22 protein-coding genes are annotated in these 24,398 nt (G+C 56.6%); 7 read left to right on the plus strand and 15 right to left on the minus strand.

Translation table 11 applies throughout. The features are described 5' to 3' along the window. Positions 1 to 442: 442 nt before the first annotated feature. Positions 443 to 1,315, plus strand: coding sequence for a DMT family transporter (locus Q1A43_RS05330; RefSeq protein WP_299933228.1), 873 nt, complete (start codon positions 443 to 445; stop codon positions 1,313 to 1,315). Positions 1,316 to 1,461: 146 nt separating this feature from the next. Continuing rightward, entirely contained in the window at positions 1,462 to 1,590 is a 129-nt protein-coding gene (locus Q1A43_RS05335; RefSeq protein WP_299929047.1) for a hypothetical protein, read from the plus strand. On the opposite strand, the gene Q1A43_RS05340 is transcribed toward Q1A43_RS05335, so the two are convergent. The 11 genes from Q1A43_RS05340 to Q1A43_RS05390 all read right to left on the minus strand — a co-directional run bounded on the left by Q1A43_RS05340 (position 1,591) and on the right by Q1A43_RS05390 (position 10,066). Continuing rightward, the gene (locus tag Q1A43_RS05340) at positions 1,591 to 2,166 is read right to left on the minus strand and encodes a DsbE family thiol:disulfide interchange protein (protein WP_299933229.1); all 576 of its coding nucleotides are present in this window, start codon (positions 2,164 to 2,166) and stop codon (positions 1,591 to 1,593) included. After that, entirely contained in the window at positions 2,159 to 2,314 is a 156-nt protein-coding gene (ccmD, locus tag Q1A43_RS05345; RefSeq protein ID WP_299933230.1) for a heme exporter protein CcmD, read from the minus strand. Before ccmD ends, Q1A43_RS05340 begins: the two co-directional genes overlap by 8 nt. Then, positions 2,311 to 3,039: a heme ABC transporter permease gene (locus Q1A43_RS05350; RefSeq protein WP_299929056.1), complete on the minus strand. Its 729-nt coding sequence runs from the start codon at positions 3,037 to 3,039 to the stop codon at positions 2,311 to 2,313. Before Q1A43_RS05350 ends, ccmD begins: the two co-directional genes overlap by 4 nt. 185 nt (positions 3,040 to 3,224) lie before the next feature. Then, positions 3,225 to 3,881, minus strand: a complete 657-nt coding sequence (gene ccmB / locus Q1A43_RS05355; protein WP_299933231.1) for a heme exporter protein CcmB — start codon at positions 3,879 to 3,881, stop codon at positions 3,225 to 3,227. Next, entirely contained in the window at positions 3,878 to 4,492 is a 615-nt protein-coding gene (gene ccmA / locus Q1A43_RS05360; RefSeq protein WP_299933232.1) for a heme ABC exporter ATP-binding protein CcmA, read from the minus strand. Before ccmA ends, ccmB begins: the two co-directional genes overlap by 4 nt. A 109-nt stretch (positions 4,493 to 4,601) precedes the next feature. Next, positions 4,602 to 4,955: an Mth938-like domain-containing protein gene (locus tag Q1A43_RS05365; RefSeq protein WP_299933233.1), complete on the minus strand. Its 354-nt coding sequence runs from the start codon at positions 4,953 to 4,955 to the stop codon at positions 4,602 to 4,604. Between the two features lie 9 nt (positions 4,956 to 4,964). Next, positions 4,965 to 5,717, minus strand: a complete 753-nt coding sequence (locus Q1A43_RS05370; RefSeq protein ID WP_299933234.1) for a sulfite exporter TauE/SafE family protein — start codon at positions 5,715 to 5,717, stop codon at positions 4,965 to 4,967. Continuing rightward, positions 5,710 to 6,678, minus strand: a complete 969-nt coding sequence (gene secF, locus Q1A43_RS05375) for a protein translocase subunit SecF (protein WP_299933235.1) — start codon at positions 6,676 to 6,678, stop codon at positions 5,710 to 5,712. The genes Q1A43_RS05370 and secF overlap by 8 nt, the downstream gene beginning before the upstream one ends. 1 nt (position 6,679) lies before the next feature. After that, complete coding sequence (gene secD / locus Q1A43_RS05380) at positions 6,680 to 8,347, minus strand: protein translocase subunit SecD (RefSeq protein ID WP_299933236.1); 1,668 nt, start codon at positions 8,345 to 8,347, stop codon at positions 6,680 to 6,682. Between the two features lie 6 nt (positions 8,348 to 8,353). Continuing rightward, positions 8,354 to 8,641, minus strand: a complete 288-nt coding sequence (gene yajC / locus Q1A43_RS05385) for a preprotein translocase subunit YajC (protein WP_299929077.1) — start codon at positions 8,639 to 8,641, stop codon at positions 8,354 to 8,356. Positions 8,642 to 8,842: 201 nt separating this feature from the next. After that, the gene (locus Q1A43_RS05390) at positions 8,843 to 10,066 is read right to left on the minus strand and encodes a flagellin (protein ID WP_299929190.1); all 1,224 of its coding nucleotides are present in this window, start codon (positions 10,064 to 10,066) and stop codon (positions 8,843 to 8,845) included. Positions 10,067 to 10,311: 245 nt separating this feature from the next. Between Q1A43_RS05390 and Q1A43_RS05395 the strand changes: the two genes are divergently transcribed. Continuing rightward, complete coding sequence (locus Q1A43_RS05395) at positions 10,312 to 11,808, plus strand: pentapeptide repeat-containing protein (protein ID WP_299933237.1); 1,497 nt, start codon at positions 10,312 to 10,314, stop codon at positions 11,806 to 11,808. 75 nt (positions 11,809 to 11,883) lie between these two features. After that, entirely contained in the window at positions 11,884 to 13,176 is a 1,293-nt protein-coding gene (serS, locus tag Q1A43_RS05400) for a serine--tRNA ligase (RefSeq protein ID WP_299933238.1), read from the plus strand. Here the strand turns inward: serS and Q1A43_RS05405 are convergent. Continuing rightward, a complete protein-coding gene (locus Q1A43_RS05405; RefSeq protein ID WP_299933239.1) occupies positions 13,173 to 13,817 on the minus strand; it encodes a TetR/AcrR family transcriptional regulator in 645 nt (214 codons plus the stop codon). The two genes, serS and Q1A43_RS05405, sit on opposite strands and share 4 nt — an antisense overlap. Before the next feature lie 103 nt (positions 13,818 to 13,920). Here Q1A43_RS05405 and Q1A43_RS05410 point away from each other — a divergent pair, with 103 nt between their 5' ends. After that, a complete protein-coding gene (locus tag Q1A43_RS05410; RefSeq protein ID WP_299933240.1) occupies positions 13,921 to 14,664 on the plus strand; it encodes an SDR family oxidoreductase in 744 nt (247 codons plus the stop codon). A gap of 99 nt (positions 14,665 to 14,763) precedes the next feature. Here Q1A43_RS05410 and der read toward each other — a convergent pair whose 3' ends face one another. From der to Q1A43_RS05425, 3 genes are all read right to left on the minus strand, one after another. After that, on the minus strand, positions 14,764 to 16,224 hold the full coding sequence (der, locus tag Q1A43_RS05415) for a ribosome biogenesis GTPase Der (RefSeq protein ID WP_299933241.1): 1,461 nt from the start codon (positions 16,222 to 16,224) through the stop codon (positions 14,764 to 14,766). 151 nt (positions 16,225 to 16,375) lie between these two features. Next, complete coding sequence (locus Q1A43_RS05420; RefSeq protein ID WP_299929092.1) at positions 16,376 to 17,716, minus strand: PQQ-like beta-propeller repeat protein; 1,341 nt, start codon at positions 17,714 to 17,716, stop codon at positions 16,376 to 16,378. A 29-nt stretch (positions 17,717 to 17,745) separates the two neighbouring features. Next, positions 17,746 to 18,402: a hypothetical protein gene (locus Q1A43_RS05425; protein WP_299929095.1), complete on the minus strand. Its 657-nt coding sequence runs from the start codon at positions 18,400 to 18,402 to the stop codon at positions 17,746 to 17,748. Positions 18,403 to 18,693: 291 nt separating this feature from the next. On the opposite strand from Q1A43_RS05425, the gene Q1A43_RS05430 reads away from it, so the two are divergent. Together Q1A43_RS05430 and Q1A43_RS05435 are read left to right on the plus strand one after the other, a co-directional pair. After that, a complete protein-coding gene (locus Q1A43_RS05430) occupies positions 18,694 to 20,529 on the plus strand; it encodes an efflux RND transporter periplasmic adaptor subunit (RefSeq protein WP_366944235.1) in 1,836 nt (611 codons plus the stop codon). Further along, entirely contained in the window at positions 20,526 to 24,263 is a 3,738-nt protein-coding gene (locus tag Q1A43_RS05435) for an efflux RND transporter permease subunit (protein WP_299933242.1), read from the plus strand. The genes Q1A43_RS05430 and Q1A43_RS05435 overlap by 4 nt, the downstream gene beginning before the upstream one ends. Positions 24,264 to 24,398 lie beyond the last annotated feature (135 nt).

The following is a 24,398-nucleotide window of genomic DNA, read 5'->3' on the forward strand; positions in this document are numbered from 1 at the left end:
ATCGGAGGCGAAGCTGCATTCGATGCACGGATTGTGCAGATAGCCGAGAAAAGTGACAGCCAAGACGCGTTCATATCCCGTCTAGGGTTGCATGGTTTTTCTCAATCAGATTCGGATGATATCAAGCGACGCTTGACGTCATTGGCGCGCTGGGTTTGCCACCCAAAACAGCGCGGCTTCGTACCCCAACGCAAGATTGATCAGTGCCTGGACACGCATGGTTTTCCCAAGACACTGCAAAACGGAAGTGCCCCTGACGGCTATTCTTTGGCGGTATATGACAAAGGGGCCGGACCATCTTGCCAGACCTATCACTGGGTTCTATGGAAAACCGATAACGACCAAGTCACTTGGACCGAAGGACGATCGATCAAAGCCTGTCGCGAACGCGAACCTTGGTCATTTCCCAACTAAATCAACGACCCACACTTGAAAGACGTCTATGCCCCTCCACCGTGAAAACCTCATCGGCAGCCTTTGGATGATTGCTGCAATGGCCGGGTTTGCGCTTGAGGATGCCGCCATCAAAGCCGCGGCCCAGGGCTTGCCCGTGGCTCAGGTTCTTGTGCTCTTTGGCCTTGGGGGCATGGTTGTGTTTGGGCTTTGGGCATTGTGGCAAGGGGACGTGATCTTCACCCGCGACGTCCTATCAAAACCAATGCGCATCCGGGTTGTCTTCGAAATTTCAGGACGGTTGTTTTACGTCCTCGCGCTGGCTCTGACGCCGCTAAGTTCCGCCACCGCGATCTTGCAGGCCACGCCCTTGGTGGTGGTTCTTGGGGCCGCCTTGTTCTTTGGGGAACAAGTCGGGTGGCGTCGCTGGAGCGCCATTTTTGTTGGCCTGATCGGCGTCTTGCTGATCCTCAAACCCACACCAGAGAGCTTTTCACCGCTCTCAATCTTGGCGGTGCTCGGGATGCTTGGTTTTGCCGGACGCGATTTGGCCAGCCGCGCCGCGCCCAAATCCCTAAGCACAACCGTGCTTGGCGTGTTTGGGTTTGCGGCAATCATTGCCGCAGGTGCTCTCTATGCCCTTTGGGAACAGCGCGGCTTTGTCAGCATGAGTATTCAGCAAACCCTGATGATGATGGCGGCGGTTGGTTTTGGAGTCTTGGCCTATAGCGCCCTCATGCGGGCGATGCGCACCGGTGACGTGGCCAGTGTCACACCGTTTCGTTACACACGCTTGTTGTTCGGCCTAGGGCTTGGCGTTGTGCTATTTGGTGAGAGCTTGGACAGGCAAACGATGGCGGGTTGTGCGATTGTTGTTGCCTCGGGGCTTTTCATCATGTGGCGCGGCAAGCACCAGCAATAAATCGCACAGCATTTGAGGCATCACGCGAAAACTCGCGCATTTGTTAGTCAATTCATCGGGTTTGAAGCAAAGGGTCAGGAATTCCCCCCTACCATTTTAAGCTAGGTGCCCCATGTTGTAGTCAAGACAACAAAAGGCCTGAGCCCATGAAAACCATCACATTGATCCAAGCCGCCGCCCTGCTGGTTCTGGCCGTAGTGGGCGCTTATGCGGGTTCCGAAGACATCAAAGGCGGCTGTCCGGGGTCCGAACCAACCGCCTATTGTGAGCTTTAATCAGCTTTCGTTAGCCGCGTCCGCCAACGCCTTTTCCAAAGCCGGTACAAAGCGTTGCTCATAATCGGAGCCAACAAGCGGGCCGGTGTAACGGAACAACACCTTGCCCTGACCGTCCAAGATGAAGGTCTCGGGCGGCGCGGTGACCCCCCAATCAATCGCAGTGCGCCCCGGCGGATCAAAGGCCACCGCCATAAAGGGATTACCGCCGCCGCTTAGAAATTGTTGCGCTTGGGCGGTTTTATCTTTGAAATTCACCCCGACAATGCGCAAGCCGTCGGCCTGCATTTTCATCAGGTTGGGGTGTTCCACCCGGCACGGCGGGCACCAGCTTGCCCAGAAGTTCACCAAGGTCACCTCGCCCGAGGTGATCATGTCGCGGGTGATGCCGTCATAGCCTTCTAGCGCCGTTTCAGTCAGCGCCGGAGCCGGTTGGCCGATAAAGGTCGAGGGCAGTTCGCGAGTATTGCCACGCTGCATTCCGAAATAGACCATCACCGCAAATCCCAAAAAGATCAGCGGCGGCAAGAGCATAAGCGGCGAAATACCACCTTTGTTCGGTTCTTGTTCAGCCATTTTTCACGCGCTCCTCAATGTCGGCCAGATAGGCTTTCATTTTCCGCGACCGGCGGATCGACAATGCGACCAAAACCACCAGCAACAGGATCGACACGGCATAAGACGACAAAACCGCGTCGGCGTATTTTCCCAGATCAGGCATCATGCCAAACGCTCCCGTGCGATAAGGGCGCGCGCGCGACGGGCCCGGATTTCAGTTTGCGTGCGCAAAAACACCAGCGCGATGAACAGCAAGACAAAGCCCGCGATACAGACATAGAGCGGCGATGAAAACACATCGGCAACGTGCTCTTCTTTGTCCAAAGACAGCGACGCGCCTTGGTGAAGGCCTTGGTTCCAAAAGAGAACAGCATAGCGCGACAGAACCGCAAAAACCGAGCCAACAAGGCAGAGGATCGAGGTCAGGTCCGCGGCGGTATCGTCGTTTTCGATCGCCTCCCATAGGGCCATGTAGCCCAAATAGAACAGGAACAGGATCAAGAAAGACGTCAGACGTGGATCCCAGACCCACCATGTGCCCCACATCGGTTGCCCCCAAATCGCCCCGGTCGCCAAGGCGATCAACGTCATGACCGCCCCAATCGGTGCCGCCGCCCGCGCAGCCAAGGCCGAGACGTGATGGCGGCGCACGATCCAGACCAGTGAGGCCACCAACATCATCATCCACGCGTTGATCGCCATCAAAGCGGCTGGCACATGCAGGTAGATGATCTTGACGGTTGATCCTTGGCGGTAATCATCGGGGGTAAAGAAGAACCCCCAGACGAGACCAGAAACGAGACAGACCACCGCGCCGACGGCCAGATAGGGCATCATTCGGTCGGTGGTTTTGATGAATTTCACCGGATTGGCGTATTCCCAGATTGACATGGGTGTGACTTGTCCTTGTTGCGCGCGGCAATTTACACCTCATATTGCGGCGAGGCGCAAGTTTGCCGCTCATCACTTTTGTCCGCCACTGGTTGGGTCAGCGGAATTGAGTATCTTTTGCGGCACCTTTTGCCAGAGGTCCTTGATTTAAAGCAATCCTAACGCTCACATTCGCGTGGGTCGGATCAGCGCAGGTTGATGCGCAACACCGCCGCGCTGGCGAAGGGAAGCAAGGCAACCGCGCCACAGCTTATCCCGGCGAGCATCAACAAAGGTGTTTGCACCACCAAACCCTCGCCGCCGCGCCGCGCGACCTCTGCCCCAAACACCAGAGTTGGAACATAGAGCGGCAGCACCAGCAACGACATCAACAACCCGCCGCGTTTCAAGCCGACGGTCAGCGCCGCGCCAAAGGTGCCGATCACCGAAAGCGCCGGTGTGCCAACCAACAAAGACACGACGATCCAGAAATACCCGCCTTGCGGCAGGCTTAACAGTACACCCAATGCCGGAGCGGCGAGGACAAGGGGCAAGCCGGTTGTCAGCCAATGCGCCAAGGCTTTGACTGTGACGATCCCCTCCATCGGGAGCGGCGCGGTGGCAAGCAAATCGATGCTGCCATCCTCGAAATCCAGAGCGAAAATCCGATCAAGCGACAGAAGGCAGGCGAGCAACGCCCCGATCCACAATATCCCCGGAGCGATTTTCGACAAAAGTGCGGTTTCGGGGCCGACGCCAAGCGGGACCAAAACTGTGACAATCAAAAAGAACGCCAGACCAAGGCCAAAGCCGCCCCCCGCACGCACCGCAAGGCGCAGGTCCCGCATCAAAAGCGCAATCATAAGAAGGCCTCATCAAGTGCCGAGACGCGCGGTTTGGCGCGGCATGGGGTGACATCAAAGGTGTCGGCCTCATCAAGGCCCAAATCGATATGCGTGGCCATCAACGCCGATCCCCCCGCTTGCAAATGTGCGCGCACGGCTTCGGCGAACAGGGCCACCGATGCGGCATCTAACGACACGGTCGGCTCATCCAGAACCCAAACTGGGCGGCCCGTGACCATCAGGCGAGCCAAACCCAAACGGCGTTTTTGTCCGGCCGACAAGGACCCGGCGGGCCGATCGGCAAGGTCCAAAAGGTCGAACCCGGTCAAAGCCGCAGAAATATCAGAATTGCCAAAGACCTTGGCCCAAAACGTCAGGTTTTCGGTAACGGTGAGCGCGGTTTTCAACCCATCCGCATGGGCCGCATAGGCGATGCGCTCCCCTGCCCCGATGACCTCACCTTCGAGCGCGGGTTGCAACCCGGCGATGGTGCGCAGCAAGGTGGTTTTGCCAGACCCGTTTGGACCGCGCAAAACCAAGGCACGGCCATCGGCCACGCTAAAGTTCAGCCCTTCGAGAACAGGAACCCCGCCCCGCGCCACGGCCAGATCAGTCACTTGCAAATCCATACTGCCCCCTTGTTCATTTGGTGCCTAATGAGGAAAAGCTGTTAACGCTTTGACTCTGATCAAGGGTTCCCCCCACCTCGTTTACCGTGCCAAGTTTAACGTGCTTCTTTTAAACCGGAAGCGCCGCCACCGCGACACGCCGGCCTTCGCTAAGCAAAACGTTAAAGGTGCGACAGGCGGATGGGGAACTCATGCTTTCGACGCCAAGCCCGACCTCTTCGAGCTTGCGGCGCAGATCGGCCGGGATATGGGCAATTTCGGCTCCGGTACCGACGAACAAAACATCGATCTGGTCCTTGAGTGCGACCAAAGCCGCGTCGTCGTCTAATCCACCCCAAGGCAAAACACCCGTCGCGGTTAGCAACAATGGACCTTCGAAAACCTGATCGGCAACGCGGAAAAAACCGGGGCCATAGCCATCCACAGGCACCGCATCTTTGAAGGACATTTCATTGAGTTGCATGGGGGCTCCTTAGCTCCAGAATGGCAGGCCGGACACGGCCGAGGCGGCGATCACCGAATAGGCCGCAGCTCTGTATACCTTTTCCAGCCCCGGACGAAAGAGCCTGCCGCCGAGCCAATTGCCCAGCATGCCCGGAATACCCATCAAAAGACCCAATACAGCCCATTCAAGCTCCATCCGGCCAAAGGCGGCGATGGCGGTCATGATCATCAAGTCATAGCCGAAAAGATAGAGTAAAGTGTTGGCGCGGATCACTTGCGGGGGCAGCGGGCGTGCCATGTAAAACATGATGACCGGAGGCCCCGGCAAACCAACCGCCCCACCAAGAAAACCGGCAGCGCAGCCAATGGCATAGACCATCGCCGATTTGATCACACCACGATAGCGCAGGCCTAGGATCAGAGCGAGCAACATCGCAAGCGCCAACCCACTGACCCCAAGCCGAAACACGTCGCGGGGGACCAACGCCAAAACCGCCAGCCCGACAGGTAAGGTGATCGCGGTGCCGATCAATAAGCGTCGTAAATCCGCCTTATCGGCATCACGCCACGCCGGTTTCAGCACCGGCAGCGGGCTTAGCAAATCCATAAAGGTCAACGTCAGGATCGCCGCAAAAGGAGGGAGAAATTGCGCCGCTACGGGAAGGAACACGAGGGCGGTTCCAAAGCCGGTAAAGCCACGCACTAGGCCGCTAATGAAAGCGGCAAAGGCTATCCAGCCTAGCCCCGGAAGCGAGGCAAGGCTGGATAAGATATCAGGCATCCACGTCGCCAAATTGGTTGCCGGTCGTGTCGACGGGCTTGGACCAATCGCGTTTGACACCAAGACGCAAGAGGATCGAAGAGGCCACAAAGATCGAGCTATAAGTCCCGACCACAACGCCCCAGATCATCGCGAAAACAAAGCCGCGGATCACATCACCGCCCAGCACAAACAGCGCAATCAGCGCCAGCAATGTGGTGGCCGAGGTCATGAAAGTCCGGCTTAGGGTTTCGTTGATTGACAGGTTCAAAACCTCTTTGAGATCCTTGGACTTGTACTTGATCAGGTTCTCACGCACTCGGTCAAAGACAACCACGGTATCGTTCAGAGAATAGCCAACAATGGTCAAAAGCGCGGCGATGATGGCCAGATCAAATTTGATCTGCACCGCAGCAAATACGCCGATTGTGAGCACCACGTCATGCACCAAGGCCGCAACCGCCCCGAGGGCGAATTGCCATTCAAACCGCAGCCAAATGTAGAACAGAACCGCCGCAATCGCCAAGGCAACCGCTGTTGCCGCCGTCGAGATCAGTTCGCCCGAAACTTTGGGACCAACCGATTCAACCGACACAAACTTGATGTCCGGTGCCACGGTGGCCAGAGCGGTTTTGGCGTTCTCGATCACGTCTGACGTCACCGATTCCTGCCCGTCTTGGGCCTGAATGCGGATCATCGCAACATGTTGGTCTTCGCGAAAGTTCACGTCGAAGACTTCGGAAATCACCACATCCCCTAGGCCCAGCGTTGCCAAAGCATCCCTGTATTCGGACACAACAATCGCTTGCGTACTTTCGGTCCGGATCGTGGTGCCGCCGCGAAAATCGATGCCAAAGTTAAGGCCTAGTGAAGCAAAGGCCCCGATGGAAACAAGCACCAGCAAGGCCGAGATTCCCAACCACATTTTCGCGCGGTTGAAGAAATCCCATGAGGTGTTTTCAGGAACTAGTCTTAGTCGCATGTTACACCTCAATCGTTTTGGGACGGCGTTTTTCGAACCACATAACAATCAGCAGCCGTGTGACGAAGATCGCAGTGAAGACGGATGTCATAATGCCAAGACCCAAGGTGATGGCAAAGCCACGCACCGGACCAGAGCCCATCACGTAAAGGATAACAGCGGTGATAAACGTGGTAATGTTGGCATCGACAATCGCCGACAGGGCTTTTTCATAGCCAAGTTCGATGGCTCGCGCCGGGCCTTTGGCGGTTTTGAGTTCTTCGCGGATACGTTCAAAGACCAGCACGTTGGCGTCAACCGCCATACCCACGGTAAGCACGATCCCCGCGATACCGGGCAAAGTTAGCGTCGCGCCAAGCATCGACAACATTCCAAAGATCAAGGTGATGTTGATGATCAAGGCGACGTTGGCAAAGATGCCAAACAACCCATAGCTCAGCGCCATAAAGACCAACACACCGATAAAGGCAACGGCCGTGGCGATTTTACCGGCATCGATACTATCCTGCCCCAATTCCGGGCCAATTGTCCGTTCTTCGAGGAATTCTAGGCCCGCAGGCAAGGCACCCGCGCGCAAGAGCACGGCAAGGTTGGTGCTTTCTTCGACATCAAAGTTGCCGGTGATGATGCCAGAGCCACCTGGAATATGGCTTTGGATGACCGGGGCGCTGATGACTTCGCCATCAAGGACAATGGCAAAGGGCGAGCCGATGTTATTGGCGGTATAATCGCCAAACTTGCGCGCACCCGTCGGGTTAAAGCGAAAGTTCACAGCAGGCTGACCGTTTTGGTCAAACGCAGGTTGCGCATCGACAAGCTCTTCGCCGGTCACAACCGGCGTTTGCTCAAGAATGAAAAACACGCCCTCTTCGTCCAGAGATGGCAGGACTTCGTTGCCAACTCCGGCCGGCGCATCGGCATTGGAGGCCCGGCTAACAACAGGTTGGAAGGTCAGCTGAGCGGTGGTGCCGATAATTTCTTTGAGTTCTTGTGCCGAACCGATTCCCGGAACCTGAATCAGGATCCGATCAAAGCCTTGGCGCTGAATTGTGGGTTCACGCGTTCCGACCTCATCAATCCGTCGACGGATGATTTCAAGAGACTGGCGCAGGGTGCGTTCATCTGTGGCTTGTTGTTCGGCTTCTGACAACGTGACAACAATTTCAGAGCCTTCGCCCCTCACGTCAAGATCAGTTGCCCCGGCTCCGGTGAGCGAAACAACCGGGCGCGCCAATCCGCGAACGATACCAAGCGCATGTTCCATGCCCTCGGGTTTAGAAATCCGAACGCGCAATTCGCCTAGCTTGACCGCGTCAGAATTCCAGCGAATGGTGCCGATTGTGGTGCGTTCGCCCCGCAGAGCGTCGCGCACATCGGGCCAAAGTGCTTCCATGCGGGCTTCGTACACATCTTGGACCTGAACTTCGGCCAGAAGATGCGCACCACCGCGCAGGTCGAGCCCCAGATTGACCAATCCAGATGGTAGGTACGAGGGCCAAGTCCCCGCAATTTCACGGTTTTCCGTGGTATCCGCCCCCAGCTCAATCGCGGCGGTGGCGTCATTTGCGGTTTCGACCCGGGTATAAAATGCGTTGGGCAGCGCAAGCGCCAACCCAATCACAATCGTTCCCCAGATTAGAACCCGCTTCCAGAGATCAATCTGCAGCATGATGAGTTAGCTTTCGGCAGGTTCGGTTTTCGACGTCACCTGAACGATGGTCGACTGAACAACGCGCACTTTGACACCTTCGGCGATTTCGACGTCTACTTCGTTGTTTTCTTTGACTTTAACAACCTTGCCGATAAGCCCGCCTTGGGTGACGACTTGGTCACCGCGACGCAGCGCTTCGACCATGGCTTTGTGTTCCTTCATCTTCTTTTGCTGTGGGCGAATAAGAAGGAAGTACATGATGGCAAAAATCAAACCCATCATGACGAATGAAGACATGGTCTGCTGATCCATGAGATGCTCCTATGCAAAAAGCGGGGTCGATGCCCCGCGAACGTCGGGCGGAACCTATGCTTTGCAAAGGGTGGATGCAAGGCGGCGTCGCGCTCAAAGCCCACCTATCCGCGCTGTTTTCGCGAGTCTATCATCAATGTCTTGCTTAAAACGCCAAAGGCGGGCCAATTGGCCCGCCCTGAAATCTCAATATTCGACAGCTTAACCTTTGAACAGCGACAACAATTGTTGCGGTGCTTGGTTGGCGATAGAGAGCGCTTGAACACCAAGCTGCTGTTGAACCTGAATGGCCTGTAAACGGGCCGAAGCCTCTTCCATATCCGCATCAACCAGCGATCCGATCCCAGATTTCAACGCATCGGTCAAACCTTGGATAAAGTCGGATTGAGTTTCAATCCGCCCCTGAACCGAACCGAAATTCGCAGCAGATTCGATAGAAGATTGCAGCAGTGATTCAACAGCTTCCAAAGCTGCATCTGCGCCGTCACCAGATGTCACATCAAAATTGCTGAGCATTTCGAGGCTACCGCCGATGGTGCCGTCGTTTTCGGTGTTGTTGGCCGATTGTGCCGCGTCCGCAGCGGCCACTGTGATGGTCGCGCCGGAATTGTTGGTCATGTCAACCTGGCCGGCTGTGGTGCCATTTTCCGCGAAACTGACGTCCAAACCGTCTGATTTCGCTTGGAAATTCAATTTGGCGACCAAGGCGTCCGTCACGTCTTGCAGCGTATCGCCGTTGCGGGCCACATAAGCAACTTCGGAGGAGAAGTTCACCCCACCTGCTGCCACCATCTTATAGGACATGCCTGCCTCGGGCGTGCCGGTCAGGGTAAAGGCCTCGGCAGTTGCGCCATCGGCAATTGCGTTGGTGCTACCAACATCGGTGCCGGTGGTACCGGCTGTTGCCGCACCAGCGCTAAGATCCTGACGGGCAACCGTGATTTCAGAGGCTTGGACCCCAGTTCCGGAACGGTCAAGCGAAGCCAGAACATTGACGCTCTCCGCGGTCAGCGTGTTGTTCTGCAGCAGGTTCAAACCGTTGAACTGCGCCGCACCAACAACCGCACCGATCTGATCGCGCAAAGCGACAATGTCGGTCTGGATTTTGTCGCGATCAACGTTTTCTTCTTGGGCGGCAACAATCTTGCCTTTGATTTCAGTCAGAAGGTCGGTCACGGTTTCCGATGCCTGACGGGCAACCGCCGTGGTGGATTGCGCTAGGTTCAAACTGTCGGAAATGCCTTTGAAGCTTTTGACATCCGAGGTCATCACCGCCGAAATCGCCCAAATCGCCGAGTTATCCTTGGCGTTGGCGACGGATTTGCCGGTTGAAATCTGATTTTGCACATCGGCCATGCTCGAGTTGACCGATTTAAGCGTTTGCAGTGCCACCATGGCACCATTGTTCGTAAGAATGCTGGACATATGTTTCATGGGTGCCTTTTGGCACCTTGGCTCCTGTTTTTTACACGTCAAAGCGGCCCGTTCTGACCGTCGCCCATATTCATTCCGCATTAGGGTTAACACCTTCTCTAAATTCGATGGGTATCTGGCCACAAAAGACTCTAAAATTTTCAGAGCATTGGAATAGACATCCCTGCGCAACCAGCGGGTGGACCATCAGACCACTCGCCCCTAAAGTGAAACCGCAAGTTTTTCAGTGTGATTTGATGGCAGATACTCCAGACCCAAGCCCGATTCTATTTCACGTTTCGATAACCAGTGATGACTTTTGGACTGGTCTCGCCGTTTTGGCGTTTACCCTGTTTTTGATTATCTTCTTTGCTGGCGTGCTTTTTCCGACCCGTGAAGAGCGGCCTGATTGGCTCAACAGGTTGCAAAAATGGCAAGGCATGGAGACCACCAATTCCGGGCTTTTCCTTGGAATGGCGACGTTGACGCTTGTCGCTGGGTTGATTTGGGCCGCGCTCTTATCTGTGCTGGTTTTTGGTTTGTTTGGCTTGCTGATCAACATACCGGACATGGCCCCACCCGAAAACAAAGAGGCGCAAACCGCCTTTCGCTTTTTGCTGGCTCAGATTGCTGGGTTGACGGCGGTGACGGGGGCGGTGATCGCGCTCCCCTTTACGGTCATACGCTTGCGGTTGACCCAACAACAAACGGACACGGCGCGCGCCGCGCTTTTCAACAACAAGATCACCGAAGCCGCCGCCGATCTACATGCCATGCGACAGGTGTCCAAGAAGGTTGGCGAGAACTGGGAAACCCTTTGGGAAGACGACGTGGTGCGCCGCAACGCCGCCATTGATCGGCTTGAAGGGTTGGTGCGCGAGGAACCGGAAGAAGCGGAGCGTGTGTCGCGCTTGTTGAGCGTTTATGTCCGAGAATTGTCCAAGGTCTATCCGGCGCAACAGCCACCGGAAACTGAGGATGATGAAAAGCTAAGAGAGTGGTCAAGAACCTTAAAAATCTCACGGTCGGACCTTGAAAACGCCGTGCAGGTCCTTGGGCGATTGGCCCAAATCGACAGGGTTGATGCAACATCACTGGCCATTGATCTTTCGGCCGCCAATTTACAAGCAATGGACCTGCAAGGGCTGAGTTTTGACAGGGCGCAATTGCTGGGCGCGCAGTTGCAGGGAGCAAAGCTGATCAGGACGCAATTGCAAGGGGCCCAGATCAGCGAAGCGCAGTTGCAAAGGGCAAACCTCCGCGAGGCTCAGTTGCAGGAGGCAAACCTCAGCAACGCGCAGTTGCAGGGGGCAATGCTCAGCGGGGCGCAGTTGCAGGGGGCAAACCTCTTTCATGCGCAGATGACGGGGGCAGACCTCTTCCGTGCGCAGTTGCAACGGGTAATCCTCAACGGAGCGCGGTTGCAGGGGGCAAACCTCCGTGACGTGGATTTGATGGGGGCAGATTTACGCGAGGCGCAGTTGCAAGGAGCAGACCTCAGCGCGGCGAAGTTTGACCCGGTAACCTCCCTAACAGCCGCTACACTCCAAGGGGCTGCTGTTAGCTTTATCGACTTCACCAATACTCCACAAATCATCGCATTTCTGGATGACATTTTTGGCGATGGATCAACCAAGCTCCCAGCAGGAACAAAGTGGCCAAAACACTGGCCCAAGGAAACTCTGCATTGGCCCGACTTCAAAACCCAATGGCGCGCTTGGGCCAAGACCAAGGGTATCGACATCCCTGATTAACCACCTCCCCCTACCCTCGCGCCGAAAACTGGGGCATAAGCCCGCCACACGACTCAACCGCTATAGGACAGACCGATGCATGACATCCGCGCCATCCGTGACAATCCCGCTGCTTTTGATGCGGCTCTCTCGCGCCGTGGGATCGAAAATGCATCCGCGCCGCTTTTGGCGCTAGACGCCGAGCGCCGCGCCGCGATCCTCGCCGCCGAGACCGCGCAGAGCGATCAAAAGAAGGCCGCCAAAGAGGTTGGGGCCGCCAAAGCCAAGGGGGACGAGGCCGAGTTTGAACGGCTGCGCGCACTTGTTGGTGAGAAAAAGACCGAAGTTGCCGATATGCAGGCCAAGGCCAAGGAGTTGGACGAGAAGCTGACCTATGAGCTCTCGGTTATTCCGAACCTGCCCTATGATGATGTGCCCGATGGCGCGGATGAGGACGACAATGTCGAGGTCCACAAATGGGGCACGCCGGTTGCGTTGGATTTCGAGGCCAAAGAGCATTTTGAGCTGGCCGGTGTTGCTGCCAACATGGATTTTGAACTGGCCGCCAAGATTTCTGGCAGCCGCTTTGTAATGCTCAAGGGGGCGGTGGCCCGGATTCACCGCGCGTTGGCGCAGTTCATGATCGACACCCATGTGGATGAAAACGGCCTGACCGAGATGAACTCGCCGGTTTTGGTGCGCGATGAAGCCATGTATGGCACTGATAAGCTGCCGAAATTTGGCGAAGACAGCTATCAGACCACCAATGGGTGGTGGCTTGTGCCGACGTCTGAGGTACCGCTGACCTATACCGTGGCCAATGACATCGTTGAGGAAAGCGCCCTGCCGATCCGCATGGCGGCGCATACGCTGTGTTTCCGCTCCGAGGCGGGCTCTGCGGGCAAGGATACATCGGGCATGTTGCGCCAACACCAGTTCGAAAAGGTCGAAATGGTGTCGATCACCCATCCGTCGAAATCGGATGAGGAACAACAGCGCATGTTGGGCTGTGCGCAGGGGATTTTGGAAAAGCTGAACATCCCCTATCGCACCGTTGAGCTTTGTACCGGGGATACCGGGTTTGGCGCGCGCCGCACCTTTGATATCGAAGCGTGGTTGCCCGGTCAGAATACGTACCGTGAGATCAGTTCCGTTTCGACAACCGGTGATTTTCAGGCCCGCCGGATGAACGCGCGTTTCCGCCCCGCCGATGGTGGTAAGCCCGAGTTTCTCCATACTTTGAACGGGTCAGGCCTTGCTGTGGGCCGGTGTTTGATTGCTGTGCTTGAAAACGGTCAGCAAGCCGATGGCTCTGTAACGTTGCCCGAAGTGTTGGCCCCCTATTTGGGCGGCAAACTGACCCTAAACAGCGATGGAACGCTGAGCTAAACCAGTATGGGCGCGCCCTCATCAGCGCGCCTTTTCCCTTGGTTCTCGGCCCAAGGCATGGCGTCTAGAGCCATATCGACAATCACTTGCAATTGATCCCGTCCAACACCCGTGCGGGCCAACGACGCCATGGCGACAATCTGGGCATTCAAAAACATCAACAAGCGGTTACAATCGGCGTTGGGAGAAAGCTCGGCCTCATCAAACGCGCGGCGCAGCCGATTTTGTAAAGCAATTACTCCTTTGGATTTCAGCGCCGCCAAACGCGGGCCAACCGGCTCGGACGTGTCACCAAAGTCAAAACTGGCCAGAATACACATGCAACCATGGGGTTGCTCATACAATGTGACGCCATCCGCCAAACCGTTGAGATAGCTTTTCAGATCCTCGCGAAACGGCCCTGTCCCTTGTTCAAACGGGATGCGCACCGGGTCACCATATTGTTCAACATAGCGTTCCAAGCTCTTGATAAAGAGCGCATCTTTGTCACCGAACGTTGCATACAGCCCCGGTTTGGCCATGCCAGTGACCTCAGAGATGTCGTTCATCGAGGTGCCCGCATACCCGCGTTTCCAAAAAAGCTTTAGTGCCTCGGACAACACTTTGTCCGGGTCATTTTTGCGTGGCCGACCTCGTGCCATCTTTTCACTCCGAACATTTTATACCAATCGGTATTTAAACACCTTGACTATCCGCTTCAACACCTCAAATAAAGTACCACTTGGTATTTTAAAGGAAGCACCCATGACCGATCTCCCCTCCTCTGTCGTCTTTGTGACCGGCGCCAACCGCGGCATTGGCCGCGCCTTAGCCCAAGAACTGCTCACAGCTGGCGTTTCAAAACTATACGCTGCGGCCCGCGACACCGACTCTTTGGCCGAACTTGTCAACGCCCACCCAGATCGAGTTATCGCCATCCAACTTGACGTGACCAAAGCCAACGAGATCGCCAGCGCCGCCACCTTGGCCTCGGATACAACCTTGTTGATCAACAATGCCGGTGTCGCCGGTTTTACCAGTTCGATGTCCGGCGACGCTATTGAACAGGCGCGGGTCGAAATGGACGTGAATTATTTTGCGCCACTGGCCGTCACCCAAGCATTTGCCCCAGTTCTCAAAGCCAACGGCGGCGGCGGGGTTGTATCTCTCAGCTCGATTGCCGCCCTGTCGAATTTCCCTGTTCTGGGCACTTACTCGGCCTCCAAAGCCGCTGTGCATTCGCTGATGCAAGCGTTTCGCGCCGAACTGGCCGCCCAAGGGACCTATGTTGGAACCGTTTATCCCGGCCCGGTTGATACCGACATGGCCGCCAATTTCGAATCCGAGAAGACCGCCCCCGCCGATGTGGCCAAGGCGATTTTAGCCGGGATCAGCGCCAAACAGGAAGAGATTTTCCCAGATGCGATGTCGCAAAACCTTGTCGCGGTGCTTGACAAGGATCGCCATGAATTGGACGCGATGACGGCGACGTTCTTGCCAGCGGCCTAAAATGAAAAAAGGCCTTCGCGTCTCTGCGAAGGCCTTTGCTTTGGATTCTAACCTATTGATTTTGCAAGGGCCGGATCAATGCCGCCCCGCTAATCGCAATTAGTCTTTGGCTTTAGGCAAACTGCCAAGGTGCTTTTTCAATGCCCCAGCGTTCTTTTTCTTGCGGCCTTTATAGGGGTTTTTGTCGCCCTGCCCGCGCATCGTTAGCCGGATCGGCGTGCCCGGCATATCGAAATCTTCGCGCATGCCGTTGACCAGATAGCGCGAATAGCTTTCGGGCAATTTGTCAGGCAAAGAACACATCACAACAAAGCCCGGCGGACGGGTTTTGGCTTGGGTCATGTAGCGCAATTTGATGCGACGACCTTGCGGCGCGGGCGGCGGATGACGTTCGATCATTTCACCAAGCCAGCGGTTCAATTGCGCGGTTGGAATGCGGCGGTTCCAAACGTCATGCGCCTTCATGATCGCGGCCTGCAACCGTTCCATACCACGCCCTGTGCGGGCCGAAACAGTCACCAAAGGTGCACCGCGCAACTGTGGCAACAGACGATCAAAGGCCTCTTTCAGGTCGCGCAGTTTTTCTTGTTTCTCGTCTTCGATGTCCCATTTGTTGACCGCAACCACGACGGCGCGGCCTTCGCGCTCGGCCAGATCGGCGATCTTGAGATCTTGGTTTTCAAACGGAATCGCCGCGTCGAGCAAAACGACGACAACTTCGGCGAATTTGACCGCCCTGATCCCATCAGAGACCGATAGTTTTTCAAGCTTTTGCTGAACCTTGGCGCGTTTGCGCATCCCGGCGGTATCAAAAATCCGCATGTGGACACCGTTCCATTCTTTTTGAACGGAAATGGCGTCGCGGGTGATTCCGGCCTCGGGGCCGGTCAACAAACGATCTTCGCCGATGATCTGGTTGATCAGCGTTGATTTGCCTGCATTCGGGCGGCCAACCACGGCGATCTGCAAGGGTTTTTCGGCTGTAATTGGGCGCGGTGCGTCTGGGTCTTCGTCGTCAACTTCGACTTCAACCTCTGGTGCGTTGGCTTGGGCACGGGCTTGAAATTCTTCGTCGATTGGCAAAAGAGCGGAGTACAGCTCGTTCATGCCCTCGCCATGTTCGGCAGAAAGGCGCATTGGTTCCCCGAGACCAAGGCTGTAGGCTTCGATCACCCCGGCATCCGCGGCATTCCCTTCGGCCTTGTTTGCCGCAAGAAGAACCTTGTCGGCGCGTTTGCGCAGGATTTCGGCGAAAACCATATCGTCCGGCAAAATCCCGGCGCGCGAGTCCACAAGGAACAGGCAGACATCCGCCATATCAACGGCGCGCTCGGTCAATCGGCGCATCCGCGCAGGGAGCGATTCGTCGGTGGCATTTTCCAACCCGGCGGTATCAATCACGGTAAAGCGTATGTCGCCCAGACGCGCTTCGCCTTCGCGCAAATCGCGTGTGACACCGGGTTGATCATCGACCAACGCAAGGCGTTTGCCCACAAGGCGGTTAAACAGGGTCGACTTGCCCACATTGGGGCGGCCAACGATGGCGAGGGTGAAAGACATGGGTGACACTCCGGATCAAGCCGCCCGCTTAGCCTATTTTGTTCGGACAGGAAAGCCCTGACAGACCGGCACGCGCGCCGCCCAAATTCCATGCATGGAATTTGCAAAACACGTGCACGCGTTTTAGGGGCGTCTGGCCGATCTGGCTCGCTTATTTAAAGGCGTGCAAAACCCCGTCTCCCGACACCACGTAGAGGGTATTGCCCGCAACGATTGGGCGCGTGGTGGCTCCGCCTTTGATCTCAACGGACGACACCAAAGACCCATCAACAGGCGAGAAGCTGCGCAGCTGCCCATCTGACCCGGCGACGATCAACCGTCCCCCGGCGAGGATCGGACCATGGTTGGCATAGCTGCTATCGCGTTTTCTGTTTGGCTTGTTGCGTGGCACCCAACCAGGGAGGTCCGTCGCCCAAATTTGCTCGCCATTGGCAGCATCCAGCCTGATCAATTGATTGCGATCTGAGACAAAGAACAGAGAACCACCAGCCGGCCAAGCGGGTCCAAGCGCGCCCTGACGGGTGGTCCAGAGCCGCTCACCGTCATGCAATGAAAACGCCACGATACGCCCGGAATGGTTCCCGGCATAAACGGTATCGCCGGAAATCACCGGATCGCCCGTTAGGTCATCAACACCAGAAATGGCAACGCCGTTGCGCCGTCCCAAAATGTCAGCATTCCAAAGACGCAAGCCGCCCTGACGGAAGGCTGTCTGTACCGTGGCCGCGCCAAAGGCAAAAACCACATGTTTGTCGCTTACCGCAGGGGCCGGTGCGCCGGCGACGTTATTGATGTCACCTGTGCCCTCGATCTGCCAACGGATGCGACCAGACTCAGCCTCAATCGCCCAGCCAACTTGATCCGCCGAAACGATGTACAATACGCCATCACGAATGGTCGGAGCCCCGGTGGCAGTACCGCCAAGCCGTTGCACCCAAAGTTCTTTGCCTGTGGCTGCATCCAAGGCCGAAAGCGTCCCAAAGCCAGACGCGGCGAATAGTTTACCGTCCGAGTAGGCCAGACCGCCGCCCTGCCCCTCGATGTTTTTGTCGCGCAACGGGGTAAGGTCACGGCTCCACAACACCTGACCCGCGGTTGAAACCGCACTGACCACATGTTCTGAATCCATCGCGAAAACCCGACCATCTGCCAGTACGGGGTCGACATTCAAACGCTGACGACGGCTATCGCCCGCGCCAATATCCGTTGCCCACACTTGGGTCAGTGACGGAGAAAGGGCCGCGTGTGAAACACGCGCATGCGGAGACACCATGCTTTGCGACCAGAACCCATTCGATTGGGCACCGGGCAAGGACACCGCCTGTGATCCAGTTTCGGCCAGTGTCTCATCCAAGCCAGCTTGGCTTTGCAAGATGTCGCGGACATTCATGCGCTCGCCTGGGAGAATCTCTTCTTTTTCGGCACAGCCTGCCAAGACCAAAGCCCCAACAACGGCCCCGATAAAACCGAGCGTTTTTGCTTTTTGCGCCATGGTTTGCCCTTTCTTGCCAGCTCTTTGGCTCAGCTTTGCTCGACTGCGCCACCCAGCGCCACAATCAACTGACTTGCCCGGCGGCGCAACCCTGCGGTCACTTCGGAGTCCACAATCAGCGCTTGTAAGCGGGTCAATGCCGCTTCTTTGTCGCCAGTCTCTATTTCGATGAGGGCCAATTGCTCCTCGGCCAGAAGGCGCAAGGGCTGACCAGCTACGGCCAAGGCTTCAAATCCGGCCTGACGGTCTTCGACTGACAAAACCTCGGCACCACGCGCCAAGGCTTTGTAGCTCGCGATCTGACGATAGATCGTTGGCACATTGGCATCGTTGGCAACAGCCTGCAAACGTTCAATCGCGGCTGCGTCGTCGCCCTCATTGCCTTGCTCGGCTGCGATAAGCATATCAAGAACCGCCTTGGCATCCGAGCCAGAGGTCGGCAGGTTTTCCAACTCAGACACGCGCACTGCGCTATCCTCGTTTTCCAACGCCGCCAAGATTCCATCGCCAAAAGCCTGCGACTCTGCGGCCAATGTTGCGCTTTGATATTCGCGCCATGCGGTTCCACCGACAATGCCCAGCACAACCAGTACACCAACCCAGCCGTAGCGTTTCATCAACTTGAAAACGCGGTCGCGGCGGACTTCCTCTGTAACTTCCTCGATGAAGCTTTCCGGATTGCTCACATTGCCTCCTTGGCCCCAGCGGCCAAACTTGTGCTTTTGCCTCTCATACCGCGCCACACGGGCGGCGCCAAGGGACCTCAACTGCCCATTTTTGGCACTATGTTGTCAGAAAATTGCCTTGAGGCCGGGTTTAAACACAGAAAACACGGGTGGCGTGGTTGAAGATGACTCTGCGACACCCTAAAACTGAACTAACCCGTTTAGAAAACGGCGGGGCTTTGTTTTCCAACTTGTGCCCCTACATATAACTGGTGCGAATGCACCACGAGATAGATGGACAGTGGGTCAGGTATGCGCCTCTTTTCTTTGATTACCGCCTTAGTGGTGGCCGCCGTTTTATACGGAATTGTTTTTGAACGTGATCGCTTGCTTGGGTTTGCGGGTGTCGACACTAGCGACGCACCTGCCGAGGAAACCGCAGTTGAGGCCGACGACGAGGCCGACAATGCCGAAGCCATTCCCGAGGGAACAGTGCGTGTTATGGCTCTGCGCTCGGTTGCTCAGGAAATCGACAATGCGGTTTACCTACGCGGCGAAACTGCTGCTTTGCGCGAAATCGAAGTTCGGGCCGAAACCAGCGGAAAAATCATTTCCGATCCGCTTCGCAAGGGCACAATGGTCGAAGAGGGCCAATTGCTCTGCGCCGTTGATCCCGGCACCAGCGACATTAATTTGCGTGAAACTCTGGCACGTTTGGCCGAAGCCAAGGCCCGTTTGCCCGAAGCCGCCGCGCGTTTGCTAGAAGCAGAGGCTCAGGTTCCCGCCGCCAAAGCGCGCATTTCTGAGGCCGAAGCCGCCGTCCCCGCCGCCGAAGCCCGCCTATTAGAAGCACATGCCGGTATTCCCGCAGCGTTGGCCCGTCTAGAAGAGGCCAAAGCCCGCGTTCCCGAGGCTCAGGCCCGGCTAGAAGAGGCCAATTCGCGCATTCCAGAATCTGAAGCGCGTTTGTCCGAAGCCGAAGCCGCCGTTCCGGCCGCCGAGGCGTCGCTGGCCGAAGCAGAGACCCGCCTCCCCGAAGCCGAAGCGCGATTGATCGAGGCGCAGGCCCGCGTGACCGAAGCCGAAATCAATCTCAACGCGGCTCAGAAGCTGCAAAAAGGTGGGTTTGCCGCGAAAACCCGTTTGGCCGGGTCCGAAGCGTCGAATGAAGCCGCCAAAGCCGGGGTGCAAAGCGCCCTCGCCGGATTGAAAGCCGCAGCCAGCGGCATCGAAAGCGCCAAGAGCCGCCTTCAAGGGGCCTTGGCCGGGGTGCAAACAGCCAAAAGCCAAGTCGAATCTGCCCGCGTCGGAGTACAAGCCGCGCAAAGCGAGATTCAGAACGCCAAAGCCGGTGTCCAAACGGCAGAAAGCCAAGTCGAAGGTGCGCGCGCCGCCGTTGAAACGGCCATTAGCGCCGTCGAAGGGGCCAAAGCCGCGGTTATCTTGGCCAAATCGCAACTTGATGGGGCCGAGGCCGGCGTGCAATCCGCCAAGACCGGCGAAGAAAGCGCGCGCACGTCGATCCAAACCGCCGAAGCGGCCATTGCCGGGGCCGAGATGAGCATTGACCGTCTTGGCATCCATGCGCCCTTTGCCGGGTTGTTGGAAACTGATACCGCCGAACTTGGCGCGCTGCTGCAACCGGGGGCTGCCTGTGCAACCGTGATCCAACTTGATCCCGTCAAGATTGTCGGCTTTGTCCCCGAAGCTCAGGTCAATCGCGTCAAGTTGGGGGCCAATGCCGGTGCTCGTCTTGTGGATGAACGGACCGTTGTGGGCAAAGTGACCTTTGTGTCGCGTTCAGCCGATCAACTGACCCGCACCTTCCGCGTGGAAATCACCCTTCCCAACCCAGACCTGAGCATTCGTGATGGTCAAACCGCTGATCTCGCGATTGAGGCCGAAGGGGCCATGGCGCATTTGTTGCCACAGTCGTCTTTGACGCTTGATAACGATGGCCGTTTGGGTGTTCGCCATGTGGCCGAAGACGGCACCGCGCAATTCCTTGCGGTGAAGCTGCTCCGCGATTCCATCGATGGAGTTTGGCTCGCCGGGCTTCCCGAGACTGTGGATGTGATCACCGTCGGCCAAGAATACGTGACCGATGGCGTGCCTGTGGCACCCAGCTTTGAGGAGGTCATCCAATGACCGGCATCATCGACTGGGCCTCTGAACGCGCCCGAATGGTTATCGCCTTTATCGTGTTGTCCCTTGTGGTTGGGGGCTACGCCTACCTGTCATTGCCCAAAGAAGGCGAGCCGGATATTGAAATTCCGGCTCTCTTTGTATCGGTGCCCTTCCCCGGCATTTCCGCCGCCGATGCGGAAAATCTTTTGGTCAAACCAATGGAAACAGAGCTGGCCGATCTCGATGGCCTCAAGAGCATGTCCGGCACCGCCTCTGAAGGTTACGCCGGTCTGGCGCTTGAGTTCGAATTTGGCTGGGACAAGACCAAAATCATGGCCGATGTCCGCGACGGGATGAAAAACGCCGAGGCCGATTTCCCCGACGGGGCCGAGCAGTATTCGATCAACGAAATCAACTTCTCCGAATTCCCGATCCTGATCGTCAACCTCACCGGCCCATTGCCGGAACGGACGTTGAACAAGGTCGCCAAAGACCTGCAAGACCGGGTCGAAGCCCTTGATTCCGTTCTTGAAGCTGGGATCGCGGGCAATCGCGATGAGATGCTTGAGGTCATCATCGACCCGCTGCGCCTCGAAAGCTACAACGTCACCGCCGCCGAATTGATCAGCGTTGTGCAAAACAACAATCAGCTGATCGCCGCCGGTGAAGTGCGCACCGATCAAGGGACCTTTGCCGTCAAAATTCCGTCGAACTTTGACGAGGCCGAAGATGTCTTTAACCTGCCGGTCAAAACCAACGGCAACCGGTCGGTGACGCTTTGGGATCTGGCCGAAATCAACCCAACATTCGAGGACCGCGAAGGCACCGCCCGTTTCAACGGCGAAACCACCGTGGCGCTACAGGTTGTGAAACGCAAAGGGTACAACATCATCGACACCTCGGAAGAGGTCCGTGCGGTGATCGAAGAGGCCCGCAAGGCATGGCCCGAAGAGCTGAACGCCATCATGAAGGTTGGGTCCTCAAACGACCAAAGCCGTCAGGTCGACAGTATGGTGAGCCAGCTCGAGGGCTCGGTTCTGACCGCGATTGCGCTGGTGATGATCGTGGTTTTGGCCTCGCTTGGTCTACGCCCTGCCCTCTTGGTTGGGTTTGCCATTCCGACATCGTTTTTGCTCTGCTTCCTGACGCTCGCCCTCATGGGCATAACAATCTCTAACATCGTGATGTTCGGCCTGATCTTGGCCGTGGGCATGTTGGTGGATGGTGCGATTGTTGTGGTGGAATATGCCGACAAACGCATTGCCGAGGGCACCGGCCCGATGCACGCCTATGTTGAGGCCGCCAAACGGATGTTCTGGCCGGTTGTCAGCTCAACCGCGACGACGCTTTGTGCGTTTTTGCCGATGCTATTCTGGCCCGGCGTTCCGGGTCAATTCATGGGTATGTTGCCCGTCACTCTGATCTTTGTTCTCTCGGCTTCGCTTATTGTGGCGCTGATCTATCTGCCCGTCATGGGCGGTGTCTCTGGCCGCTTCTCGCGCCAAATCCACGTGATGGGCAACGCAATGCGCGCCCGCTTGCCATGGGTTGTGCGTGCGGTGTTGGTTTTGGTCGGCATCTTCGGTGTCTTTGTTGGTGCAATGATGGTACTGAACCCATCCTACCTATCCGAAACCGAGGCCACAGGCTTTGGCGCGCGCATGCCCGGCGTCATCATTTTCCTGATCTTCTCAATCATCACCTCGATCTTTATGGACAGCGCCGAATACCGCCGCAAACGCACCCATATCGACAGCGCCTACCGCCGTACGCCCTTTGGCATGTTCATCAAATTCATCGCTGGAAACCCGGTTATGCCGTTGGTCTCCGTTGGCGCGGTGATCTTTGTGGTCATAAACGTGTTCACCTATTTCGGCGAAAACAACAACGGCGTCGAATTCTTTGTCGAAAGTGAACCGGAACAAGCGATTGTCTATGTGCGTGCACGTGGCAACCTATCCTTGGCCGAAAAAGACGCATTGGTGGAACGGGCTGAAAAGATCGTTCTAGCCCATCCCGGTATTCTAAACGCTTTTGCCTTTGCTGGTGACGGCGGTTTGGACAACAACACCGGCGGTGCACAGCCCCCCAAAGACACCATTGGGCAGGTTCAGTTTGAAACCATTCCATGGGAAGATCGTCGCGCCTATGCCGATGAAACCGGTCATGACTATGACAAGCTTGATGGCGACGTGATCATTGATGATCTCACCGCCAAGCTTGAACAAATCCCCGGTATCAAGATCGAAATCCTAGCGCAGGCCCGTGGCCCGGCCTCGGGGAAACCGGTTCATTTGCGTCTTAAGGGCGACAATTGGCAGGACCTTTTGGATGCGGCGGCCATGGCGCGGGCGCAATACGATGTGACCCCCGGCCTCACCCTAATCGAAGACACACGCCCCCTTCCCGGTATTGATTGGGAAATTGAGGTCGATGTCGAAAAGGCCGGTCGCTATGGCGCGGATGTCGCCACGGTTGGCGGCATGGTCCAACTGGTCACGCGCGGTATCTTGCTTGATAGCTACACACCCGAAGGCTCGGACGAAGAGATCGAAATTCGTGTGCGCCTTCCGGAAGAAGACCGGGTGCTCAGCACCTTGGATTCGCTCAAAGTGCGCACCCGCGACGGTCTGATCCCTCTCTCCAACTTTGTCACCCGCAAGCCGGTTGAGAAACTGGCCGAGATCAACCGGATCGATCAAAAGCGCTATTTTGATGTAAAGGCCGATGTCGGATCGGGTTTAGTCAATATTGTCAGTGTCGAAGACGGCACCGATGTCTTGTTGGCGACGCTCCGCACCCTTGGCGACGATGCTGTTCCACAAGGCGGCGAGACCGTCACCGGTTCGGATGGCACCAACTATGAGGTGGTGGCATTGGATCAGGCAGGATCAGTCGCCGATGTTCAGTCTGCTTTGGATGACGGCGATGCCAAGCCTGTTCCCCTCACTGCAAATGAACGTATCGCCCATATTACCAAATGGCTCGACACCAAACCGCTCCCCGCTGGGATTGAGTTTGAGTGGACAGGTGACCAAGAGGACCAAGCCGAAAGTCAGGCCTTCCTAGGTTCGGCGTTTAGTGCAGCTTTGGGTCTGATGTTCATCATCCTGCTGGCGCAGTTCAACTCCTTCTACAATGCAACGCTTGTGCTCTTGGCGGTGGTTTTGTCGACCACGGGTGTGTTGATTGGCATGTTGGTGATGGATCAGTATTTCAGCGTCATCATGACAGGCACCGGGATTGTGGCCTTGGCGGGGATTGTGGTGAACAACAACATTGTTCTGATCGATACCTATCAGGAATACGCGCGGATCATGCCGCGGATCGAGGCGATCATTCGCACCGCCGAAGACCGTATTCGCCCGGTTCTTTTGACCACCATCACCACCATGGCGGGCCTTGCGCCAATGATGTTTGGCCTTTCGCTAGATTTCTTTGGCGGCGGTTATTCCGTGAACTCGCCCACCGCCCTATGGTGGACAAATTTGGCAACGGCTGTGGTTTTTGGTTTGGGTGTCTCAACTGTTCTGACGCTGATCTTTACCCCATCGATGTTGGCGCTGCGCGTCTGGTTCTGGACCTATGTCAAATGGGTCACCCGCCTTCTGGCGCGCATGGGATCAGGACGCAGCAGCCGCGCCGCCCGCGATTGGGCATTGGCGCGTCAGGCCAAACAGTCCAAGCTTCCTGAAATCTATTGGGATGAGGAACCTGCCACGGTTCAGCCGGTGGATTTACGCGCCGCCGAATAAGCCCATCTAGGGTCAATTCTGAAACAGGGAGCGCGGGGTTAAACCTCTCGCTCCCTTCTTTTTGACCCGATGAAGGCAGGGCGTTGGTTGCAGCGCGGTTGAGGGGCGCGTAGGCTCGCGCTCAACGAGTTTCCC

Origin of the sequence: uncultured Pelagimonas sp. (assembly GCF_947498515.1) — a bacterium.
Taxonomy (GTDB): domain Bacteria; phylum Pseudomonadota; class Alphaproteobacteria; order Rhodobacterales; family Rhodobacteraceae; genus Pelagimonas.